Consider the following 20,505-nt stretch of genomic DNA (forward strand, 5'->3'; position numbering starts at 1 on the left):
ATAAAACCGTCGTAAGTAGAAAGGCCAGTGATGTTTATCACTGGCCTTTTTGTTGCGGTAATTCAAGCTTTAAAGCATTTATACCAATCACATTAAATATCTAATCAGTTCAGAGCCTCACAGGCATTTCAATCCAATGCGCATTGACGCAGAAATGGTTATTCCCTTTTAAGTCAATGCAACACAGGAGTGGGATGCCTGTGTTGCTCCCGAAGGGCGGCTGATGTTAACGGCATGGCAAGGCGCTTTATACTGCGTTCAAGGCACCACTATGCCTTCAAGCCTTCGCCTTGTCTAAAGCGCGTTGAACTCCCGCTGAATGAACAGATATTTATTACGATTGGTATTAGAACAGCAGAGTGACAACGCCTAAGAGTGCGAATAATACGGCGCAGCCGCGGTGTATCCACAACATAGGTAATTTTTCGGCGCTGAAATGGCCTGCGATCACCACAGGTACGTTGGCAAGCAGCATACCTAAGGTTGTGCCTGCAACCACCATAGTTAATGAATCGTATTTTGCGGCTAACACTACCGTTGCGATTTGCGTTTTATCCCCCATCTCGGCGATGAAAAACAGGATGAAGGTGGCGAGGAAGGGGCCCATTTTGTAGAAACGACTCTCTTCAGCATCGACTTTATCTGGGATTAACACCCAAAGGGCTATCGCGAAGAAAGATGTGGCAACTAAATAGCGGGCAAGATCTGGGCTGACCCAGTTAATCGCCCATTGGCCAATCCAAGCGGCGGCAAAATGGTTGAATAACGTTGACAGAAAAATGCCTAAAATAATGGCGGTTTTATTTTTAAATCTTGCGGCGAGAATAAGTGCAAGCAATTGAGTTTTATCGCCAATTTCGGCAATAGCAACCGTAAAGGTTGAGGCAAGTAGGGCTTCCAAGTGTGATCCTTTAGGGGTGGTTAAGACATAAGCACAATAAACCGTCCACCCCTAGGTGCAGTCATTGTGCTCAGGTCTTGCTGGGCAAATCGATGATTTGCTGTGAACACCATGGCGTGTGGCCAAGTATGTTGATGTTCACCCTAGATGACGATGGCTCGAAATCCAGTTAGCTACTCCCCCGAAGCGAGGTGGGCATTATACCTAAGTGAATTTCGGTTTCAAGCACGAGTTTATCGCAGTAGGCACGAATGGATGTTTGACAGGCGTCAGAAAAATACCGCGCAACATTCTGTAATTATATGAATATAAATGGGTTAATTTTTTGACAGCGTTGTCTTTTGTTGCTAATTTAGCCAGGTCATTTCTACTTGATTACATACTATTAACTCGTAGTGATTCGATGACACCTACCGTATTTGGCAAACTAATTGAAAAGTTAGGACGCAAAGCTTCCGGTCTAAGGTTGTAAATGGATTTTTTAGTGAACTAAGATAGCGGAGTTGCCGCAGAATTCGATTTCTGTGAAAGATAAACGACTGCTGTTTAATGCTGTTGTTTGCCCAAATACCACTTTTATACCTAAGCCCAAGCCAATACTGGCGAAGATGGGTGCAAATGGAGTGCATTAAAGTGGCAAATCCTACTGTTTTTTCCCCTGTTTCTAAATTGAGTTTATTGGCCGCCGCAGTGATGGCGGCAAATACATTTGTGAGTATTTCTGTACAGGCACACGGTTATGTTGTGGCGCCAGAGTCACGTTCCTATGCCTGTAAAACCGGCAATAATACCAACTGTGGCGCGGTGCAATGGGAACCGCAAAGCGTTGAAGGACCATCGGGTTTTCCTGAGTCAGGTCCTGCGGATGGCAAACTGGCGAGTGCGGGTAATGGTGCTTTCTCGCCTTTAGATGAACAGAGTCCCAGCCGTTGGTCAAAGACAGATATTAAAGCGGGCTGGAATAAGTTCAGTTGGCAGTTCACTGCCAATCATGTCACCCGCAATTGGCGTTATTATTTAACTCGCCAAGATTGGAATCAAAACCAAGCTTTAAGCCGTGCGAGCTTTGACTTAGCGCCATTCTGCGTAGTCGATGGTGGCATGGTGCAGCCACCTAAGTTAGTGACCCATGACTGCTATGTGCCAGAAGGTCGCAGCGGTTATCAAGTGATTCTAGCCGTGTGGGAAGTGGGTGATACCACCAACAGTTTCTACAATGCTATCGATGTGAACTTAGATTCGGGTCCCGTCCTACCGGGTGAATGGCTCGATGTGGGCGACATCAATCCGTCACTCGATCTCAAGGCGGGCGATAAAGTGATGACCCGAGTGTTCGATGCCAATGGTGAGCAACCGGCTAAACAAACAGTCATTACCATTAGCGATGCGACTCAAGGTGATAAACAAAATTGGCCTTTCCTATTAGCGAGCGCGATTAATGCCCAGCAGTCTCAGTTAAAAGCGGGACAAAAAAATGCATCAGGTGTGATTGAGCCTGTGTATGGCAAAAACGACATTTTTACTGCGACGACTTCAGGTATTGAGCGTGTCGAAGTGGGATTTGATCTGGCGCCCGCACCGGGCAACAGCTTAGAAGTCACTTCACTTGCCGACGATTATCAAATTATCGACGGCGCGGCGCAGGTTCGTTTTGACGTCACCAGCAATGCTGAAATGTTAGTGTCTGCGTATTTGTTTAACCACGATGGCACGGCTGCCGGTTTTGTCAGCCAAACCGTTAATAATACCAGCGCGAGCTTAGTGTTAGACGTGGTTGCGCCTAAAGCAGGGCATTATCACTTGCAGGTTAAAGCTGAGCCTAAACAAGGTGATGTTATTCAGCAGAACTTTGATCTCTTCTTAAAGGATCAAGCACCAACGCCGGAAGCGGATTTTGTCTTCCCTGAAGGGGTGAAAGGTTACGTTGCAGGCACCACAGTGTTACAGCCTAAAAATGGCAAAGTGTATCAATGTAAGCCATTCCCCTATAGCGGCTATTGCATGCAGTGGTCGGCTTCTGCCACAGGATTTGAGCCAGGTGTTGGCGCTTCTTGGACTATGGCGTGGACTGAGCTGTAAATTAACATGTTGAGTTAATCGATTCTCAACATGATGTGATTGGGCTTAAACACAGCGAATATGTTTAAGCCCATATTCAGCGCGCTCGCGACAGTCAAAATATACGTTTTACCTCGATTCACCCACAATGCGGCACCCCACGTATTTCCAACAAAGGTAGCGATTTTGTTGGCTTGTATGTTTTCGTTTACCACAGCGCTATTAAGTTGTTACCGTACAGTGCGCGACTTATCTTTGTTCACAACTGGCTTGCCCACTGTGTTTGGCTCTGTTAATGTCCCAAACTATCTATTTTACCTATGTTGTTATTGGGATTATCACAATTGAAAGTCATGCCACTTTTATGCAACCGATTTAGTTAGCCTCAATGGCTACTGGGTTGAAATATTCAAAAGCTATTGGGGCCAATTGATCTGCAGGAATGAGATCCGATTGGATGCTTTTTGAAGCTGCTTTAAGTGATGTGTTGCTTATTTCGATTTAAGACGCAAGGCTTTATCGGTTCAAATCTTACTCAAATAAAATAATAATTAATCATTGAACAGGACTATTGTGTGAATTCAAAAATGTTAGGCTCGATCGCCATCGTTGCCGGGACGTCCATTGGCGCAGGTATGTTAGCCTTACCTTTAGCTACCGCAGCTTTAGGTATTATTCCGGCGTTAGTGTTACTCGTCGTTATTTGGGGCGTATCTGCCTATACCTCATTACTGATGCTCGAAATTAACTTACGCACTGGTGTAGGTGATAATCTGCATGTCATTACGGGTAAATTGCTGGGTAAAAAAGGCCAGATAATTCAAGGCGCTTCTTTCTTAAGTTTATTATTTGCTTTGACTGCGGCTTATCTCACCGGTGGGTCATCGCTATTAGTGCTTAAAGCGAAGAATATGTTTGATATCGTGCTCGATAATCAAGTCGCGGTATTGTTGTTTACCCTAGTGCTCGGCGGATTTGCGGCGCTCGGTGTGGCTTGGGTCGATAAAGTGTCCCGCTTCCTGTTTTCGTTAATGATTTTACTGCTGGTGGTTGTGGTGTTATTTCTCCTGCCTGAAGTCAGTATTGCCAGCATGGCAACGGGCGCGATTGCCGAGTCGATGACCAGCAGTTGGATGGCGGCGATTCCCGTAGTGTTTACTTCTTTTGGTTTCCACGTTTGTATTGCCACTTTAGTGCGTTATCTGGATGGCGATGCAGTTTCACTGCGCAAGGTATTGTTAATCGGTTCGACGATTCCACTCGCTTGTTATGTGCTTTGGCTATTGGTGACCTTAGGCACAGTAGGCGGCTATGAAGTCAGTGGTTTTGAAGGTTCATTACCGTCACTGGTGACGGCATTGCAGGATATTGCTCATACGCCTTGGATCAGCAAATGTATTTCGTTATTCGCCGATTTAGCCCTAGTGACCTCATTCCTAGGGGTGACCTTAAGCCTGTATGACTTTGTCGCCGAATTAACCCGCGCTAAAGAGACGTTTGCCGGCCGTATGCAGACCTGGCTGTTAACCTTTATTCCGCCAGTATTATGTGCGCTCTATCTGCCAGAAGGCTTTGTGGCGGTACTGGGATTCGCAGCCGTGCCATTGGTGGTGATGATCATCTTCTTGCCAATCGTGATGGCATTGCGTCAACGCCAAACACAACCGGGCGGTTATCAAGTGTCGGGTGGTTCTGCGGGCTTAGTGATGGCAGGTTTGTTAGGCGCTGTGATTGTGGGCGCGCAGCTATTTGTTGCAATCTAACGGCTTGGTATTTAGCTCGCGGCTAGCGTCAGCATTGTAGCGAACGCCGCGGGGTAACTTTGATGGAATGTATTTGCTTTGTAAGCGAATTTTTCTGAGTCTGTTATAAAGTGTATCCGATGTGATAAAGTCAGGCCCCGGCCTGACTTTTTGCTTTTTAGGTTTTAAAGCGAGTGATGCTGGGTTTTAATACAGTGACTTAAGATAAAAACAACACGATTAAAACGAGAACATGGCCCAGCTTGCGCGTGGCTTCATTCACATAAAACGGACTTAACACAATGAAAAAATGGTTACTCACAGTTGCCGTGGCCGCCAGTTTTGGCGCTCAGGCTGACGAAGGTATGTGGCAGCCCCATCAGCTGCCCGCTATGGCCGATGAGCTTAAAGCAAAAGGGCTAGAAATTGATGCCAAATCGATTTCAAAACTCACCGAATTCCCAATGAACGCAGTGATCAGCCTTGGTGGCTGTACCGCGTCATTCGTATCGCCAAAAGGCTTGGTTGTCACTAATCATCACTGTGCCTATGGTGCGATTCAATACAACTCCACCCCAGAAAAAAACCTGCTGCAAGATGGTTTTTTAGCTAAGACCTTCGCCGATGAATTACCTGCCACACCGGGTTCACGTGTGTACGTGACCGAAGATGTGACCAATGTGACTGAGCGCGTTAAAGGCGGGCTTGAAGGCAAAATGGGCAGTGACTTCTATCAAGGCGTTGAAAGCCAAGAAAAAGCCTTAGTGGCTGAATGTGAAAAAGAAGACGGCTACCGTTGCCAAGTTTATAGCTTCCACGGCGGTCTTGAATATTATCTGGTTAAACAACTGGAAATCCGCGACGTACGCTTAGTCTATAACCCAGCCGCTAGCGTGGGTAAATACGGCGGCGACGTCGATAACTGGATGTGGCCACGTCACACAGGCGATTTTTCTTTCTACCGCGCCTATGTGTCGAAAGCGGGCAAACCTGCCGATTTTAGTAGCGATAACGTGCCATACGAGCCCAAAAGCTTCTTAAAAGTATCGGCTAAAGGCGTGAGCGATGGCGATTTTGTCATGGTGGCTGGCTACCCAGGTCGCACCAACCGATATCGCACCGCCAATGAAGTGCAAAATCAGTTCGAGTGGGCTTATCCAGAAGGTAAGTTATTGCGCGAGCGCTTTATTGAGATCATTAAAGATACCGCGCCAGAGGGCAGCGACGAACGTATTAAGTACGAGAGTCAAATTGCTAGCCTTGCAAATTACGCGAAAAACTTCACCTCGATGATCGAGTTTTATGGTAAATCCACCATGCTGGCGGACCGTAAAGCCCGCGAAGCTGAGCTTGCCGCGTGGATAGCTAAAGACAGCAGTCGTGATGCAAAATACGGTAAAACCTTAGCGGAATTAGATGCGTTAATTGCCAAGAGTAAAGCGCATCAAGAGCGTGACATGATCTTAAGCTACATTGGTAGCACGACTATGTTGCCAACGGCGCGCAGCTTGTATCGCTTAGCGAACGAGAAACAACTGCCGGATATGCAGCGTGAACCTGGCTTCCAAGAGCGTGATATGACTCGTCTGAAAGCGAGCATGGAGCGTATCGACCGTCGTTATGCGCCAAGCGTCGATAAAGCCGTGTTATTCGATATGCTGAAACGCTACGCCGCACTGCCAGAAGACAAACGTCTACCCGCATTGGATAAAGCCTTTGGTATCGATAAAAAGTTCAGCGAAGCTAAGCTTTCGAAAACCTTAGACAAAATGTACGCCAAAACTGAGTTAGGCAAAAAAGACGTGCGTCTGGCATGGATGGATAAATCCGTTGCCGATTTTAAAGCCTCTAAAGATCCGTTCATTCAATTCGCCGTGGCTATGTATGACACAGATATGGCTGAAGAAAAGAAAGAAAAAGAGCTGGATGGCGAGCTGATGAAAGTGCGTCCTCAGTACATGGATGCCATCATTGCTTACAATCTTGAGCAAGGTAAGCCAGTGTATGCCGATGCGAACTCAAGCCTGCGTGTCACGGTTGGTCATGTGAAAGGCTACTCGCCAAAAGACGGTTTAGTGGCTGTGCCATTCACTCGCCTTGAAGGCATAGTGCAAAAGGACACAGGTGTTGATCCTTTCGATGCGCCGAAAAAAGAGTTAGAGCTGATTAAGCAGAAGCAATACGGTGATTTCTATGTGAAAGCCATCGATTCTGTACCGGTTAACTTCCTGTCGACGTTAGATACCACGGGCGGTAACTCAGGTTCACCCACCCTAAACGGCCGCGCTGAATTAGTCGGTCTGCTGTTCGATGGTGTGTATGAAAGCATTATCGGTGACTGGGCGTATGACGATAATATCAACCGTTCTATCCAAGTGGATAGCCGCTATATGTTGTGGGTAATGAAATATTTAGACCATGCCGACAATTTATTAGCCGAGATGGAAATCGTTAAGTAATCCATTGCCGCACCAGCAATGGTGCGGTCTATAGTGGCGGGGTTATCAGCATTTAAGCGTGATGTAGCGTTTAAAAAATACTGAAATAACAACACAATAGCGATAAACTCACTGAGTTTATCGCTATTTTTTTGTGGGTGTAATGGCTTGCTGATGGCTGTTGAGATAGCTGCGCTATGGTATTAGCTCACCGACTCGCAGCAAGTCCATCCGTGGAGACCCGTCCATGGGGCGGATGGTCGCCTCACAAATCAGCATGGCTAGCCTATCAGCATTGGTGTGATTATTAGTTTAAAAGATGAGAGCAGAGATTTAACTATGGCAAGTTCTCTAACCTTTCTTTAAGAGATCAATTTATGTCTATATCATTATTATTGAACAGTTAACGGAATAATATTGAGCTTTTTTGTCTCCATATCAATAAATGCAACCGCTAGCGAAATAGAGCCATCTTTTACGTGGCTTTCAATTTTATCCGCAATAGCTAATTGCGTACCAGATAAGCGCAGTGAATACACAACCATATTTAACCAAGGCTTAGAGAATTGCAGAAAAGAACCCATTGACAGCTTATCAAGCTGAATACCACCGTCAGAACCAGTAGTTTTCATACCCAACATTAACAAAAACTGTCCGTTTTTCTCACCTGCTGCAAGCATGTCATTATTATATTCACCTCCAAATCGTCCTGCTAATATCTCAAGGTCTTGCTGTTTTGCAACTGTGACAAATATATCACTACGGCGACGAGCATCGGCAGAATATTCATTCATCTGATAACTGATATCAGGCATATCACCATCGGCATTTACTGATGAATTATTTTTAAAAATATCAAATATGCTCATATAAATTCTCAATATTAGGCAAAGGGTGATGAGCCTACAGTAACATCGACTCGTTTATCCACTTCACTCACTGGCGAAAAAGGCGCCATTTCATTCGTAAAAGGCTGAAATAGATCAAAATCAGCTAAAAAATCATATTCATCACGATATGTGGTAAGGGGGGATATTGGCAGCCATTCCATAGGTAAATAGGGACTGTCCACCTGTACCTGATACCCTGCACGCCAAGCCATTTTGGCGTAAATAAAGCCAAACAACGACATTAAATGCTCGGTTAATCCCAGTGCGCCATCAAAATTGCGAACTTTAGCTTTCGGGCCCGTAAGACTGTTTAATACCTGTTCCATGGCAGGTACATCCCCTTTTGCCAGCGCAAGATAAAACTCTTGGTCAATTTGATACTTTGCCATTTTCTGACCCGGTGGGTTGGCTAAAATATATTCAGCACGCTCCCCCAACAAATCCCATTTACCTTGCAGCGCTAAAATCGCTTGGAACGCATGATATTCAGGGCAACCCACACGGTTGCGCACTGCTTTCCCGCCTGTTACTCGGTAAAGAGGAGAGATAAACTGGCTGTGCCAGCTTATCAAAGGCTCATGATCACTTATCAGTGCCATAAAGTGACAAAATGCACCTTGCCACTCGCTGCTAGCCCTCTGAGTATAGAGCCTATCTAACTTAGCCGACGTATAAGCATGTTGGCGAAGTTGCTCTAAATCCCCATCCTTAAACCAAGACAACAAGGATTTAGCATAATAGTGAGACTTTAATGCTAATAAGCAACCTTGCCGTGATCCAGTATTCGTCAGAATAAACTCTAGCGCATCATCAATACGCGTATCGACAGTCCAATTAAGTCTATCGATTCCCGTTTCAAAACATATTTTTGACATTATGCTCCGTCTCTTAATAACTATTGTTTCGTTCTAGCGTTATCCTAACAAGTAAAAGGGTTAAACGATTGTCTGCTATTAGCTCAATTTTAAATCCAAACCATCTATTTATTTCATCGCCAGTACTGCTTTTAGCTCTGCAACTTCCGATTCTGTTAATCGCCGCATTTGACCTTCTTGTAACTCACCCAATGCTAATTCGCGTAAATTTAGTGTCATTATGGCGACGCGCTCAAGATTGATAACGTGATATCCGAGCGCCTTGGACATCCTACGAATTTGGCGATTTAAGCCCTGTATCAGTACGATTTCAAAGCTGTCCGAACTGAGACGGCGGACTTGGCAGGGCAGGGTTTGCAGGTCTTTATAACGCACTCCACTGGCCATTTGTTCAACAAAATCATCAGTGAATGGCCGGTTGAGGCGTACATGGTAGGTTTTGCTGTGGGTAAAACTGGGGTGCATGAGTTTATGGGTCAGCTCGCCATCATTAGTTAATAGCAGTAGGCCGCGGGAATCTTTATCGAGCCTGCCGACGGGATAGAGTCTTGGCGCTTTGGGAAGTAGGTGTATGAGACTCGTTTCATCCTGCTCCAGCAGGCGGCAATCTGTGCCTATGGCTTTGTTAAATACCCAGTAGGCTAGTGTTTCGGCTTGAGTGATGGGCGAGCCATCAAGCTCAATACAGTCGAGGCAGTTTAATGATCCATCCAAACGTATGGGATCTGTGTGGCGGGCGATATGGCCATTGAGTGTAATGCGTCCGGCCTCAATTAAACGGCAGGCTTCACGGCGTGAGCCTATGCCACATTGGGCGAGGTATTTTGCAAGGCGCATATCAATCCAAGGTTGATGAATTTAAATATAAAAAAGGAGCCGAATTCGGCTCCTTCAATTGTACTTATCAGCATCTTAATTAGCTATTTCAACCTGCTGTTTAACAGGCGATAAGTACAGTGCTACCTATCAATGACGTTTGCGGAAAATCACAATCGCAACGGCTACTACGGCTAAAATCATACAGTACCAAGCGTGTGATACCGCAGCCAATGGGGTGATGCTAAAGGTCGATGCGATCAGTAGGGCTTGTGCGCCATACGGGATCAAACCTTGGATAATACAGGCGAAAATATCGAGGACGCTGGCGGCACGTTTGGGGCTCACGCCATGTTTCTCGGCTAAGTCTTTAGCAATATCACCGGTCACCACGATAGAAACCGTATTGTTGGCCACACATGTGTTAGTCACTGCGACTATGCCAGCCATACCCAGTTCTGCGGCGCGGCATGATGCTTCACCTTGTGCCTTTGAAAAACGCGTGATCAGCTTTTCAATCTGTTTGCTCACAAAGGCAAGACCACCTTGTTGCTGCATAAGTGCCGCTAAACCACCGACCAGCATAGACAAAATGAAAATCTCCTGCATATTGCTAAAGCCAGCATAAATATCTTTACCAAATTGGATCACGCCGTAATCCATGGTAAACAGACCCGTAGCGCCCGCTAATAAGATACCTAAGGTTAAGACCACAAATACGTTCAGACCCGCCACAGCTAAGATCAAAATGGTCAGATAAGGAATGACCTTAATGAGATCTATGTTCTGCGTCGCTAATTCCGCTTGGCCCTGGCCTGCAAATACAAAGGCAATCAAGGTTAGCAGTGATGCTGGGATAGCGAAAATCAGGTTTTCACGGAATTTATCTTTCATATCACAGCCCTGAGTACGAGTAGCTGCAATCGTGGTATCTGAAATAATCGATAAGTTGTCACCGAATAGGGCGCCAGACATGACCGCACCCGCCATCAGGGCATAGTCGATTTGTGCTTGGTCGGCCACGCCGAGGGCGATGGGGGCGACAGCAGCTATGGTGCCCATTGATGTCCCCATGGCTGTTGCGATAAAGGCCGCAATCACGAAGAAACCGGGTAGCAACAAGTTTGATGGGATCAGTGATAAACCCAGAGCAACGGTGGCATCGACGCCGCCAGTGGCTTTAGCGACCGCCGCAAAGGCGCCTGCTAATAGATAAATCAAACACATCGCAATAATGTTGCTGTGACCAATACCGCCAATAAAGGTATCAATCGATTGATTCAATTTCTGCTTTGATAAAATCAACGCCAGAATAATCGCAGGTAAAATGGCGATAACGCTCGGTAATTGATAGAAGGCGAAGTCGACACCTTGGCTTTGGAAATACACACCCGCGCCAATGTAAAGACCAAGGAAAATAAATAATGGCAACAGGGCAATGAAAGATGCCGGGCTGTGCTGTGTTGCTGGTGTTGGATTGCTCAAATGTTATCTCTCTTTCGCTTAGAGTTCTTTCCGCTGGATCCTTAGCAGTCAAACTCGCTTAAATTTAGTGTCGCTTCGGCATCGTATCTTAGCAACTTGAGGCAAAGCATATTTGATCCCCGCCAACCTGTCAATTTAGACGTCTAGATGTTTTTACTTCCGTTGTGATCGCTAGGTTATTAATAGGTTGTATAAGATGAAGCTCAGTCTACATTTGAATTTATAATCAATGTGTTATCAGTTTGCATTCAGGTTAAGTTAGCGGGTTTTTATCTGATTTAGAGTGTATTGCAACTGAATGGAATAGCGTGAAATTTAAGCTGTGGCACGGGGTGATGGGATAAGTTGGCTATTTATCGCCCTTATTTCCCTTGAAGCTTTGATGCACTGAGTGAGTGTCGATATGAGTTTAGAAGGCGAAGAAGATGAGCTGGATCCATCGAGTTAAGTTCATTTTTATTGCTTATTAGCTTGCAGCGCTCGTTTAGCGGCTTAATCACGTTCACATAACAAAATAATATTAATTAAACCTTAACAATCAATTCATTGTTTTCAAATGTAAAAAAGTGTTAACCGCATAAAAAACCTATAAAACACTAATGATAACGATTTGCGTTGTACTAGAGAGTTTAATAGAATCCGCACAAATTATGTTAATAACTCTTTGGGGCTTTGTTTAAATGCATACATCTTCTCGCCATGGCTTGAGTCTCGTAGCCGTCTCTTTACTGACTTTAGGGTTGAACCATACTGCGATCGCCGGTGAAGATTTATTCGGTTATGTCAAAGGCGCTGAAGCTATGCCTAAAGACGCCATCGAACTGTACCAAAAGATCACCCTGCGTAATGATAAGGGTCAAGGCACCTACAGAGGTATTAACTACGAAACTGAATTCGAGTATGGCCTAACGAATAAACTGGCGGTGTCAGCTTCTGCTAAGTTTATGTCCTTAGACACCAGTGGGCTTATCATCGATGGTTATTTGCCGGCAGAGAAAAAAATTGGTTTTCAATCCTCTGGCGCCGAAGTTGGCCTAAGCTATATGTTTTTAAGCCCAGCCAAGGATGACATAGGTTTGTCGATGACAGCCTCCCTCGACTACGACTGGATTGATGTGCATTCTGGCCAAGACAAAGACACCTTGTCGTTAGATCTTGGTCTGCAAACCCAAAAATACATGCTCGAAGGTGAGTTAATTTGGGTGGGGAACTTAGGCATGGAATCAACCTATGCCGACCGCGCCCCTATCGCTAATCTACCAGAAGATTTCGAATGGTCGACGGCTCCAGAGATGGAACTGGAATTGAAAATGGGCACAGGCTTAAGCTATCGTTTCGCCCCTAATTGGTTCGTTAGCGCCGAAGTGCTTTTTGAAACTGAATTTGAAACTGAAATTGGTCAAGAACGATGGTCCTTCTTTGCTGGCCCTTCATTGCATTATGGCTGTGCCGATTGGTGGGCGACGCTGACTTGGTTACCACAGTTAAGTGGCGGTGGTGAGCAGTACCAAGGTCAGCGCGATACCAGTTTGCATCTGATTGAAAAAACAGAACAAGAAATCAGATTGAAGGTCGCATTTAACTTTTAATCTAGGTTCAATGAAGGCTGTTGCAGCGAATGTAATAGGCTGCACCGCCAGAGTGAGCGCCAAGGATGGCTCGTTTTTATCCCATATTCACTAACATTAGGTATTGAAATGGCGCAGACATATTGGAATAGCTTGTGGTTTATGCCCATGGTCGTGGTGACCGTGCCCGCTTTTGCTGCTGACTATTTAACGGTTGCACAGGCGCAGGCATTGATTTTTGATCAAGCGGCCGTATTTAGCGAGCGGCCAACCTTATTGAGCTCAGATGCGAAAGATCAGATCAAAGATTTGTCTGGCGTGCGTCAGCGTCAAGATCAACAGCCGATTTGGAAAGTGGAGAAAGACGGGCAATTTCTTGGTTGGTTTATGGTTGATGATGTGGTCGGTAAACATGAATACATTACTTATGCCGTGGGGATTAGCCCGCAAGGTGAAGTGTTAGGTTTAGAAGTGTTGAGTTACCGCGAGACCCATGGCGGTCAAGTGCGCGAGGCCAGTTGGCGCCAACAGTTCCACGGTAAAACACTGAACGATCCCTTTAAACTGGATGAGGATGTCACCAATATTAGCGGCGCGACCTTGAGTTGCCGTAATTTACTCGATGGTGTGAAGCGTCTGTTGGTTATTCATCAACTCTTCCTGTCACAGACGGCATTATCGTGATACGTCGCGCTAAACCCTTACTCGGGACTTTGGTGGAAATTGCCGCCGAGTCACTGCCACATTCTGGCAGTGAGATCCCACTTGAGGATAAAGCCTTAGAAGCCGCGATGACAGCGGCTTTTTCACGTGTGACGCATATTGGTCGGTTACTGAGTTTTCATCAGCAAGACAGTGAGTTAAATCAGCTAAATCGCCAGCCAGGGACATGGATTCGTGTAAGCCAAGACAGTTTACGAGTGCTCAAGTTAGCTAAGTGGCTAGGCAAGGCGAGCAACAACTTGTTCAATTGTACTGTCGGCGGGGAAATGATGTCCCGAGGTGCTTTACCTGCCTATCTTGGTATGCCTTTGTTATTGCAAGGTGAGTGGCAAGATATTGAAATAAAAGATAATCAAGTACGATTAGCTAGGCCACTCATTTTAACCTTAGATGGCATAGCCAAAGGTTATGCGGTTGATATGGCGGTTAGTGAGCTGCGCCGTGCGGGCGTTGGCGGTGGTTGGGTGAATGCCGGTGGCGATTTAAGAGTCTTTGGCAGTGCCTCTTTAAATGTACTCTGCCGCGGCCCAAAGGGATTGAGCCAAAAGATCTGCGTGAGCAATATGGCGCTGGCAAGTTCGCGGGTGTCACAAACCTTAAGCCATGATTATCCTGCGTTATTACTGCCCACGGGCAATGTTACTGATGTGAATATCGATCTTGAAAGTGAACGTATTGTCAGTGTGAGTGCGCCCTTTGCTTGGCGCGCCGATGCCTTGACTAAGGTTGCGGGTTACCTAAGCTCTGACTCCGCCGCTGACAAAATTGCTCACTTAGGTGGTCGATTAGTCAGTTTTGAATAATCATTCCTTTGGTACTATTTGCAGTTTTCCTTACTGAATTTACTAAGGAAAAGCTGCGTTCTGAGTGTATAACATTTTCCTATGAAGAAATTAACTGGCTATCCAAATTGGTTTTTTTGGCTAATTATTCTTGCCATTAGCGTCACCACGCTCACAGGCTTGTTTATGCTGCCTTGGGTGATGGAGTTTAAGTTGCAGTGGGAAGTGGATTTTGGCCTCAGCGGTGAACTACGGTTACCCGCAGTGGTGATGCATGTGTTGTTAGGTTGGTTGCTGTTGATGCTACTTGGTGCACTTTGGCACAGTCATATTCGGGCAGGATGGCGTAAAAAATTGAACCATTGGAGTGGCTTAGTGATGTCACTCAGTCTTATCACCTTAGCGTTAACGGGTGTGGGACTGTATTACTTGAGCTCAGAATCAGCCCAACTGTTTGCCAGTTTATTGCATGCGTTTTTGGGGATGTTATTGTTTTCAGGTTTTGTTTGGCATTATTATCATGGCCGTAAAATTCGCGTTCAATCCTTTAGGCGTCACCGTAGCTGATAAGTTTTACATCAAAGACCAATTTGAAACCCAATTCAAAAGCATTCGATTAAAAATCCCATGTTAAAACACATTAAAAAGAGTGCCTAATTGGCACTCTTTTCGTTTTAGCTGTTTGTCACGAGCGGCCTGGCTATTAACCGCTTGCCACTAACCGCTTGTCGCTAACTATGTGTCGCTAACTATGTGTCGTTAGCAACCGGCCAGCTTAGGCGACTTTAAATCGCGCCACTTCTTTTTGTAGGTTACTGCAAATAGCCTTAGTGTTGACGACGATTTGTTGGGTCTCTTGAATGACTAAGTTGCAGTATCTTGTTTTATCAGATAATTCAGTCAAGTTACGGTTAATTTCTTCGGTTACATGGGTTTGCTCTTCGGTCGCGGTTGCCGTTTGAGTGGACATCTCGCTGACCTTAGAGGTGGAGTTTAGGATTTCATCCAATGCATCTTGGGTTTGGCTGGCGAGGGTAACAGTTGATGTGGTCAGGCTGGCGCCCGATTCAATGCTTTTAACCGCATCATTTACGCCGCGTTGTAACTCTTCAATCATACGCTGAATATCTTGGGTCGAGGTTTCGGTGCGACTTGCCAGTGTACGCACTTCGTCGGCGACCACAGCAAAGCCGCGGCCTTGCTCGCCAGCGCGCGCCGCTTCAATGGCCGCGTTAAGGGCAAGGAGGTTAGTTTGCTCAGCAATAGAGCGGATCACATCGAGCACTGAGGCAATATTGGCTGAATTGACTGAGAGTTTTTCAATAACTGACACGGCATTCTTAACCGATTCAGATAGTTGCTGAATATGATTAACGGACTGGGCGAGGATATTTTTACCTTCCACCGTTTGGTCGTTTACCTTAGTGATTTCGGTCGCTGTGTGTAGGGCATTGCTGGCGACTTCTCTTACGGCCGCACTCATTTCATTGACTGCTGTGACTATGGTATCAACAAACTGCTCTTGTTCATGGCTGATGTTGATTGTGGTGGTGGACTTAGTCGCAAGGCTTTCAACGGTTTGGCTTACATCCTTGGTTTGACCAATAATCGAGATAACCATCTGCTGCAGTTGTTCTACAAACAAGTTAAAGGCATGGGCAAGCTCACCGATTTCATCCTGACGTTTGATGGGGATCCGCTGAGTTAAGTTACCGTCACCATCAACAATGTCATTGATCCTGCTGGTGATATCTTTAATCGCGTTAACGATGATTTTAGGGCCAAAGTAGGCAATCAACAGGGCGACTATGGCCACTAAGCTGGCTATGGTGAGGGATATTTGGGTTTGGGTGGTTGCCTGTTCAGTTGCTTGTAAGTCTAGCTCTTTTACGCGGTTATCGGCCGCTTCTCCCGCTGCATTGTAGATGCTTCTTAAGGCCTTAAACTCTTGCTTGGATTTGGTCTCGTGAAGCTGTTTAGCTCGCGCAAAGTCGTTACTTTTGACAGCGTTAATGACTTCAGATGATGCTTGATACCAAAGGGAAAATTGCGCTTCAAAGCCATTGGTGGATTGTAGTACGAGCAGGTGGTCTTTAAGGATTTTTTTAAACTCGCCCATTCGGTCACGGGCTTGGTCGACGTTTTCTTGCCAATTATCAATCTCACTCTTGCGATTCTCGGCCGATAATTCTTCCCTTAATAACACTTCTTCACTCAGCTGTGCTTGGTAAAGATCGCGGTCTGCATTGAGAATTGCCGAAATCGCAGGATTAAATAACTGACTGAATTCTTGCATCTGTTTTACCGTCGCACGGCTTTGCATGGCGTCTGTGACTGCCATAACAATGAGCGCTGTCGCCATAATGGCAAACATCAGCGAAAACTTAACGCGAATACTGTTAAACATAGGAACATCTCCATTAATAACTTAATAAATAGCTTAGCCGTTATTTATGAAATTGCTTTTACATGCAGTAAATTGCGATGGGATTCAGTGCGAAGTTTTGTGCCCATTGAAAGAAGATGAATAGCCCCAACTGTGCAGCCAGGGCATTGATGCTTGAGCTTATGTTATTCGGGGCAAGCTAAGGTGGGTATGGCTTTTGGCTTAGGCTTTATCTGCACTAGCATGACACCCATGATGACCATAGAGCCGCCAATGTAATGATAAATGGCCAAGGTTTCATCTAGGATAATGGCCGCCAGTATCGCCGCAATAATCGGCATTAAATTAAAGAACACGCTGGTGCGATCGGCGCCGAGTTTGCTGATGCCATTGATCCAAGCCCACGGTGCGAGCAGCGAGGCCGCAACTGCCGCATACAGGATCAGTGGTGCCGATTGCGTGCTGATCGCCATACTCGGGCTACTGAACAGCAGCGGTGTCAGCATGAATACAGCTATGAGTCCTTGAATATAAACCGATTCCCAAGTGGGCAGTGGTAATTGCCAGCGTTTCAGTAATACACCATAGAGTGCATATACAAAGGCGCTGATCAGCAATAACAAATCTCCTTGGGTGACGCCGATGGCAAGATTCATCATATCGCCGTGGCTCAACATAAAAATTAAGCCAACGAGGGAGATCAGCGTGCCACCAAAGGCTAATGGCGACAGCTTCTGCTTGAGTAAGGGCACGGCTAAAAACAGGCTGATCATGGGCACGAGTGAGGTGATCAATGCCATATTTGTCGCCGTGGTGGTGGCCGCCGCAAAATAAGCCAGACTCTGGTTGAGCACCATACCTAGCATGGCCAAAGTCGCGAATTTAGGTAACAGCGGCAGTATCATTTGGCGCTTTTGCCACACACGACGCGCGACAAAGGGCGTTAACAGCAACATAGCGAAAAACCAACGATAAAACGCTATGGCTTCAGGATCGATAATCCCAAATGAGAGCTTGTTAACTATCGAGTTACCTGCCCAAATTAATACGGCCAACAGGGGAAACAAATACAACATGATCTTGCCTTTCGATACTGGCTTACGTGGCTGGGCATGAATGACTGAACATAAGCGACTGAGTCTACATGGCTAACTCTAAATGACTGAGCATGAGTGACTTAGAATTAGCGACTGAGAATGAGAGACTTTGCTTATGACCTAGCACTTATGCATCCAGATAATAATTGCTGGCAATTATCCATGGTCGGTTATGATATAGATATCGCTTATCAGACAAGGTCAGTTCCCCGGCGGACAGAGTGCTATGGCATAGCAAAATAGCTTGAGCGCGATTAAACCAGTTGAGCACTATTAAACAAGAGAATGTATTGAGCTAGAAGGCTTTGAGGACAGACAAAATGCGTACGGTTTACCATCCCCTCACGGCAGAGCAAGAGCCAGTTGCGGATATCTTCTTTAACTATGAAGCTTTCCTGCCTAATACGGTGACGCCTAAGCATCAACACACATGGGGACAATTGCAGTTAATCAGCGGTGGCATCATGGAATTACATGCCGCTGGGCAACGGTTTTTATCGCCGTCGCAATATGCGATTTGGGTTCCTGCGGGGATAGAGCATGAAAGTTATACTCGGCGCAGTATCCATTATTGTTCGATGAACATAGATGTCGAGCGGGCTGCGGCGTTTCCCCTAGAGACCTGTTTGTTAGCTGTGACTCCTATTGCCCAATCGATCGTGAACGATCTGCGGGAGCGGCAAGTCAGAGTGGCAAACTCGGCGGCGGATAAGCGCCTCGTTGAGGTTTTGCTCGATCAGCTCACTATCGGCCAAGCCCTGCCGCAATTTTTGCCCACCGTTTCAGATAAACTGTTACAGCCGCTGTTGTTGGCACTCGAAGCCGATCCCGCGAGTCCTAAGACCTTTAAATCTTGGGCAAGTGAATTACATACCACAGAGCGTACCTTAGCCCGTCGTTGCCAAGAGGCGCTGGGGATGAGTTTTACCGAGTTAAGGCAAAGGCATAAGTTTATCTATTCATTACAATTGCTGCGTCAGGGACTGGCTATAAAAGAGGTGGCATTAACGCTCGGCTACAACCAAACTTCACCTTATATCGTTATGTTTAAAAAGTATGCCCAGTGTTCGCCGGAGCAGTATCGCCGTCGATTGTGATAGCGCATAAGTTTAGCGTGATGGCATATAAGCTTAGTGTGTTGAAAAATGAGAGTGTGTTAAGTCGAACGCTAGTCGGTGTTGTGAAGCGATAAGCTGATAAAACCGAGAAATAAAATAGGGTGCCAAAGCATTTAGCACCCTATTCTCGGCCTATTTAAAGAGAGGATTTAAGGGATTTTTACATTGTTGGATAAATTAGTCGGATGCTTTTTGGCGGTTCCGTTTATCCTGACGCTTCTCTTTTAAGGTTTTCATTGGCGGTTTTTTGTTTTTTTCTTTACTCATAGATATAGACTCCAAAGTGAAGGTCACTATCCGAATCCGCGCCGCAATTCGGTTTCGATAGTTGGGCTCAATTTTTATTTCAGGCTTAAATTGAGTCGGTTTATTTATAAAGGACGCATAAAAATGAATTTAACGATTGAGGCGCCGAACCTAAACCTCTTAACCCTTTTGCTGTTTTACCTTAAAGCGCTGCCATGACTTAGTGTAAATAGTGGCAAAAGGCGTTAATTACAGTGCTAAATTCATTTAATACCTGTCTTTAATAAATAACGCGGCCAGTTAATGACTTCAAAATAACATTCCTTCTTATCCTATTATGTTGAAAGTACCGCTAGAAGCCGCCGCTAATAGCGAGTTGAAGCATGTTGTCACGGAGTTGGAGTTGAACACACTTTATCTTTAAAATACGTTATCTAAAAATGGCTTAACACTTGAACGAAATTCGGAATTGAACTCGGGCATAAGCTGCTAAATGGCCATTAAAAATAACGCTGCTTGAATCAGCTGGCTACTTAGCTTTTTTAGGCTTTTTCGCTAGGCTGATATCATTAATCATAAATAGCACCGGCTTGCCTAAAATACTCACTTCAGCCAGTTCGCCCTTAGACCGCCCAAGCAAGCTGACGCCTAAATCGGATATAACAGAGAAGCGTCCTGCACTGGGTTTGTGCTTTGGTGGATACACGAGTTCAATTTGATACTCTTGCTGATCCTGCAGATTAACTAAGCGGATCTCCCGCCCTACAGTCACTTTATCACTCGCCGTATCATGCTTGAGCTGCTCAAGCTTGCTAATCACCCCAGCCAAAGCGGTTGGGCGCAGGGAGGCATTAAAACTGTTCTGTAAATAATAGGTTTCGGTTTTTAGAATAAAATTCTGAAATAGACCGCTAAAAAATGAATATGCCATTCCTGCCTCTTAAATAACCAAGTAAAAGTACAAGCAAAGAATTTCAAAAGATGAGTAACTGTATTCAGTGCTTATTTAACCAGAGTATTAAAGTTCTGCCGAGCGCGAGTGACGCTCGGCTTAGACTGGGAATTTGAGAGAGAAACGGAATGATTTAGCCAAACAGCACGTTGAGCTAAGAGTGCTAGCTAATACATGGGAAGATAGTGATGAAAATGCATTGATAAACATAGTTTTACATCTCCAGTCAAAAGTGGTGTTCGATTGATTATTTGTCTATCAGTATCGCTAGTAGCTTAATTTATTTAATAATGCTGTTGAATAAATCTATTAGCTAGCACTGTTACTAAATAAGCCATGTTTACTTGCTTGATACCATAGGCCAAGTGAAAAAATAATGCAAGCCTAACCAAGTTTATATTGCTGAGTATACTTATCAACAGTAAAAT

At 45.4% G+C, this 20,505-nt stretch carries 16 protein-coding genes and 1 riboswitch; of the genes, 8 read left to right on the plus strand and 8 right to left on the minus strand.

Translation table 11 applies throughout. The features are described 5' to 3' along the window. Positions 1 to 346: 346 nt before the first annotated feature. Positions 347 to 901: a TMEM165/GDT1 family protein gene (locus tag BM607_RS10395; protein WP_071938477.1), complete on the minus strand. Its 555-nt coding sequence runs from the start codon at positions 899 to 901 to the stop codon at positions 347 to 349. Positions 902 to 1,312: 411 nt separating this feature from the next. Then, positions 1,313 to 1,412: riboswitch (cyclic di-GMP riboswitch) on the plus strand. A 122-nt stretch (positions 1,413 to 1,534) separates the two neighbouring features. Here BM607_RS10395 and gbpA point away from each other — a divergent pair. From gbpA to BM607_RS10410, 3 genes are all read left to right on the plus strand, one after another. Then, a complete protein-coding gene (gene gbpA / locus BM607_RS10400) occupies positions 1,535 to 2,980 on the plus strand; it encodes an N-acetylglucosamine-binding protein GbpA (RefSeq protein ID WP_071938769.1) in 1,446 nt (481 codons plus the stop codon). Positions 2,981 to 3,546: 566 nt separating this feature from the next. After that, a complete protein-coding gene (locus tag BM607_RS10405) occupies positions 3,547 to 4,722 on the plus strand; it encodes an aromatic amino acid transport family protein (RefSeq protein WP_071938476.1) in 1,176 nt (391 codons plus the stop codon). Positions 4,723 to 5,003: 281 nt separating this feature from the next. Then, positions 5,004 to 7,160 (plus strand): S46 family peptidase, encoded by a 2,157-nt coding sequence (locus tag BM607_RS10410; RefSeq protein WP_071938475.1) that lies wholly within the window; start codon positions 5,004 to 5,006, stop codon positions 7,158 to 7,160. A gap of 371 nt (positions 7,161 to 7,531) precedes the next feature. On the opposite strand, the gene BM607_RS10415 is transcribed toward BM607_RS10410, so the two are convergent. The 4 genes from BM607_RS10415 to BM607_RS10430 all read right to left on the minus strand — a co-directional run bounded on the left by BM607_RS10415 (position 7,532) and on the right by BM607_RS10430 (position 11,205). Next, positions 7,532 to 8,008, minus strand: a complete 477-nt coding sequence (locus tag BM607_RS10415; RefSeq protein WP_012090057.1) for a hypothetical protein — start codon at positions 8,006 to 8,008, stop codon at positions 7,532 to 7,534. 14 nt (positions 8,009 to 8,022) lie between these two features. Continuing rightward, positions 8,023 to 8,904 (minus strand): Imm49 family immunity protein, encoded by an 882-nt coding sequence (locus tag BM607_RS10420; protein ID WP_012090056.1) that lies wholly within the window; start codon positions 8,902 to 8,904, stop codon positions 8,023 to 8,025. Positions 8,905 to 9,012: 108 nt separating this feature from the next. Continuing rightward, positions 9,013 to 9,741: a 23S rRNA pseudouridine(2604) synthase RluF gene (locus BM607_RS10425; protein WP_071938474.1), complete on the minus strand. Its 729-nt coding sequence runs from the start codon at positions 9,739 to 9,741 to the stop codon at positions 9,013 to 9,015. Between the two features lie 129 nt (positions 9,742 to 9,870). Further along, positions 9,871 to 11,205 (minus strand): Na+/H+ antiporter NhaC family protein, encoded by a 1,335-nt coding sequence (locus BM607_RS10430; protein ID WP_071938473.1) that lies wholly within the window; start codon positions 11,203 to 11,205, stop codon positions 9,871 to 9,873. 680 nt (positions 11,206 to 11,885) lie between these two features. On the opposite strand from BM607_RS10430, the gene BM607_RS10435 reads away from it, so the two are divergent. From BM607_RS10435 to BM607_RS10450, 4 genes are all read left to right on the plus strand, one after another. After that, positions 11,886 to 12,794 (plus strand): DUF6662 family protein, encoded by a 909-nt coding sequence (locus BM607_RS10435; protein ID WP_071938472.1) that lies wholly within the window; start codon positions 11,886 to 11,888, stop codon positions 12,792 to 12,794. A 108-nt stretch (positions 12,795 to 12,902) separates the two neighbouring features. Then, entirely contained in the window at positions 12,903 to 13,457 is a 555-nt protein-coding gene (locus BM607_RS10440; protein ID WP_071938471.1) for an FMN-binding protein, read from the plus strand. Beyond that, positions 13,454 to 14,299 (plus strand): FAD:protein FMN transferase, encoded by an 846-nt coding sequence (locus BM607_RS10445; protein ID WP_006083954.1) that lies wholly within the window; start codon positions 13,454 to 13,456, stop codon positions 14,297 to 14,299. Before BM607_RS10440 ends, BM607_RS10445 begins: the two co-directional genes overlap by 4 nt. An 81-nt stretch (positions 14,300 to 14,380) precedes the next feature. Beyond that, the gene (locus BM607_RS10450) at positions 14,381 to 14,845 is read left to right on the plus strand and encodes a hypothetical protein (RefSeq protein WP_071938470.1); all 465 of its coding nucleotides are present in this window, start codon (positions 14,381 to 14,383) and stop codon (positions 14,843 to 14,845) included. 208 nt (positions 14,846 to 15,053) lie between these two features. On the opposite strand, the gene BM607_RS10455 is transcribed toward BM607_RS10450, so the two are convergent. Both BM607_RS10455 and BM607_RS10460 read right to left on the minus strand, forming a co-directional pair. Next, positions 15,054 to 16,685, minus strand: a complete 1,632-nt coding sequence (locus tag BM607_RS10455; protein WP_071938469.1) for a methyl-accepting chemotaxis protein — start codon at positions 16,683 to 16,685, stop codon at positions 15,054 to 15,056. A gap of 164 nt (positions 16,686 to 16,849) precedes the next feature. Further along, positions 16,850 to 17,740 carry a DMT family transporter gene (locus tag BM607_RS10460; protein ID WP_071938468.1) on the minus strand — a complete coding sequence of 297 codons (891 nt, stop codon included), beginning with the start codon at positions 17,738 to 17,740 and terminating at the stop codon, positions 16,850 to 16,852. A 341-nt stretch (positions 17,741 to 18,081) separates the two neighbouring features. Between BM607_RS10460 and BM607_RS10465 the strand changes: the two genes are divergently transcribed. Continuing rightward, on the plus strand, positions 18,082 to 18,858 hold the full coding sequence (locus BM607_RS10465; RefSeq protein ID WP_071938467.1) for a helix-turn-helix transcriptional regulator: 777 nt from the start codon (positions 18,082 to 18,084) through the stop codon (positions 18,856 to 18,858). A gap of 796 nt (positions 18,859 to 19,654) precedes the next feature. On the opposite strand, the gene BM607_RS10470 is transcribed toward BM607_RS10465, so the two are convergent. Then, on the minus strand, positions 19,655 to 20,056 hold the full coding sequence (locus BM607_RS10470; RefSeq protein WP_012090048.1) for a GreA/GreB family elongation factor: 402 nt from the start codon (positions 20,054 to 20,056) through the stop codon (positions 19,655 to 19,657). Between the last annotated feature and the right edge of the window lie 449 nt (positions 20,057 to 20,505).

It is taken from the genome of Shewanella sp. SACH (genome assembly GCF_001887095.2).
Taxonomy (GTDB): domain Bacteria; phylum Pseudomonadota; class Gammaproteobacteria; order Enterobacterales; family Shewanellaceae; genus Shewanella; species Shewanella baltica.

Excerpts from the sequence above, each read along its gene's own strand:
- BM607_RS10405 (WP_071938476.1), top strand. The coding sequence starts at position 3,547 with ATGTTAGGCTCGATCGCCATCGTTGCCGGGACGTCCATTGGCGCAGGT.
- BM607_RS10410 (WP_071938475.1), top strand. The coding sequence starts at position 5,004 with ATGAAAAAATGGTTACTCACAGTTGCCGTGGCCGCCAGTTTTGGCGCT.
- BM607_RS10415 (WP_012090057.1), bottom strand. The coding sequence starts at position 8,008 with ATGAGCATATTTGATATTTTTAAAAATAATTCATCAGTAAATGCCGAT.
- BM607_RS10420 (WP_012090056.1), bottom strand. The coding sequence starts at position 8,904 with ATGTCAAAAATATGTTTTGAAACGGGAATCGATAGACTTAATTGGACT.
- BM607_RS10425 (WP_071938474.1), bottom strand. The coding sequence starts at position 9,741 with ATGCGCCTTGCAAAATACCTCGCCCAATGTGGCATAGGCTCACGCCGT.
- BM607_RS10435 (WP_071938472.1), top strand. The coding sequence starts at position 11,886 with ATGCATACATCTTCTCGCCATGGCTTGAGTCTCGTAGCCGTCTCTTTA.
- BM607_RS10440 (WP_071938471.1), top strand. The coding sequence starts at position 12,903 with ATGGCGCAGACATATTGGAATAGCTTGTGGTTTATGCCCATGGTCGTG.
- BM607_RS10450 (WP_071938470.1), top strand. The coding sequence starts at position 14,381 with ATGAAGAAATTAACTGGCTATCCAAATTGGTTTTTTTGGCTAATTATT.
- BM607_RS10455 (WP_071938469.1), bottom strand. The coding sequence starts at position 16,685 with ATGTTTAACAGTATTCGCGTTAAGTTTTCGCTGATGTTTGCCATTATG.
- BM607_RS10460 (WP_071938468.1), bottom strand. The coding sequence starts at position 17,740 with ATGTTGTATTTGTTTCCCCTGTTGGCCGTATTAATTTGGGCAGGTAAC.
- BM607_RS10465 (WP_071938467.1), top strand. The coding sequence starts at position 18,082 with ATGCGTACGGTTTACCATCCCCTCACGGCAGAGCAAGAGCCAGTTGCG.
- BM607_RS10470 (WP_012090048.1), bottom strand. The coding sequence starts at position 20,056 with ATGGCATATTCATTTTTTAGCGGTCTATTTCAGAATTTTATTCTAAAA.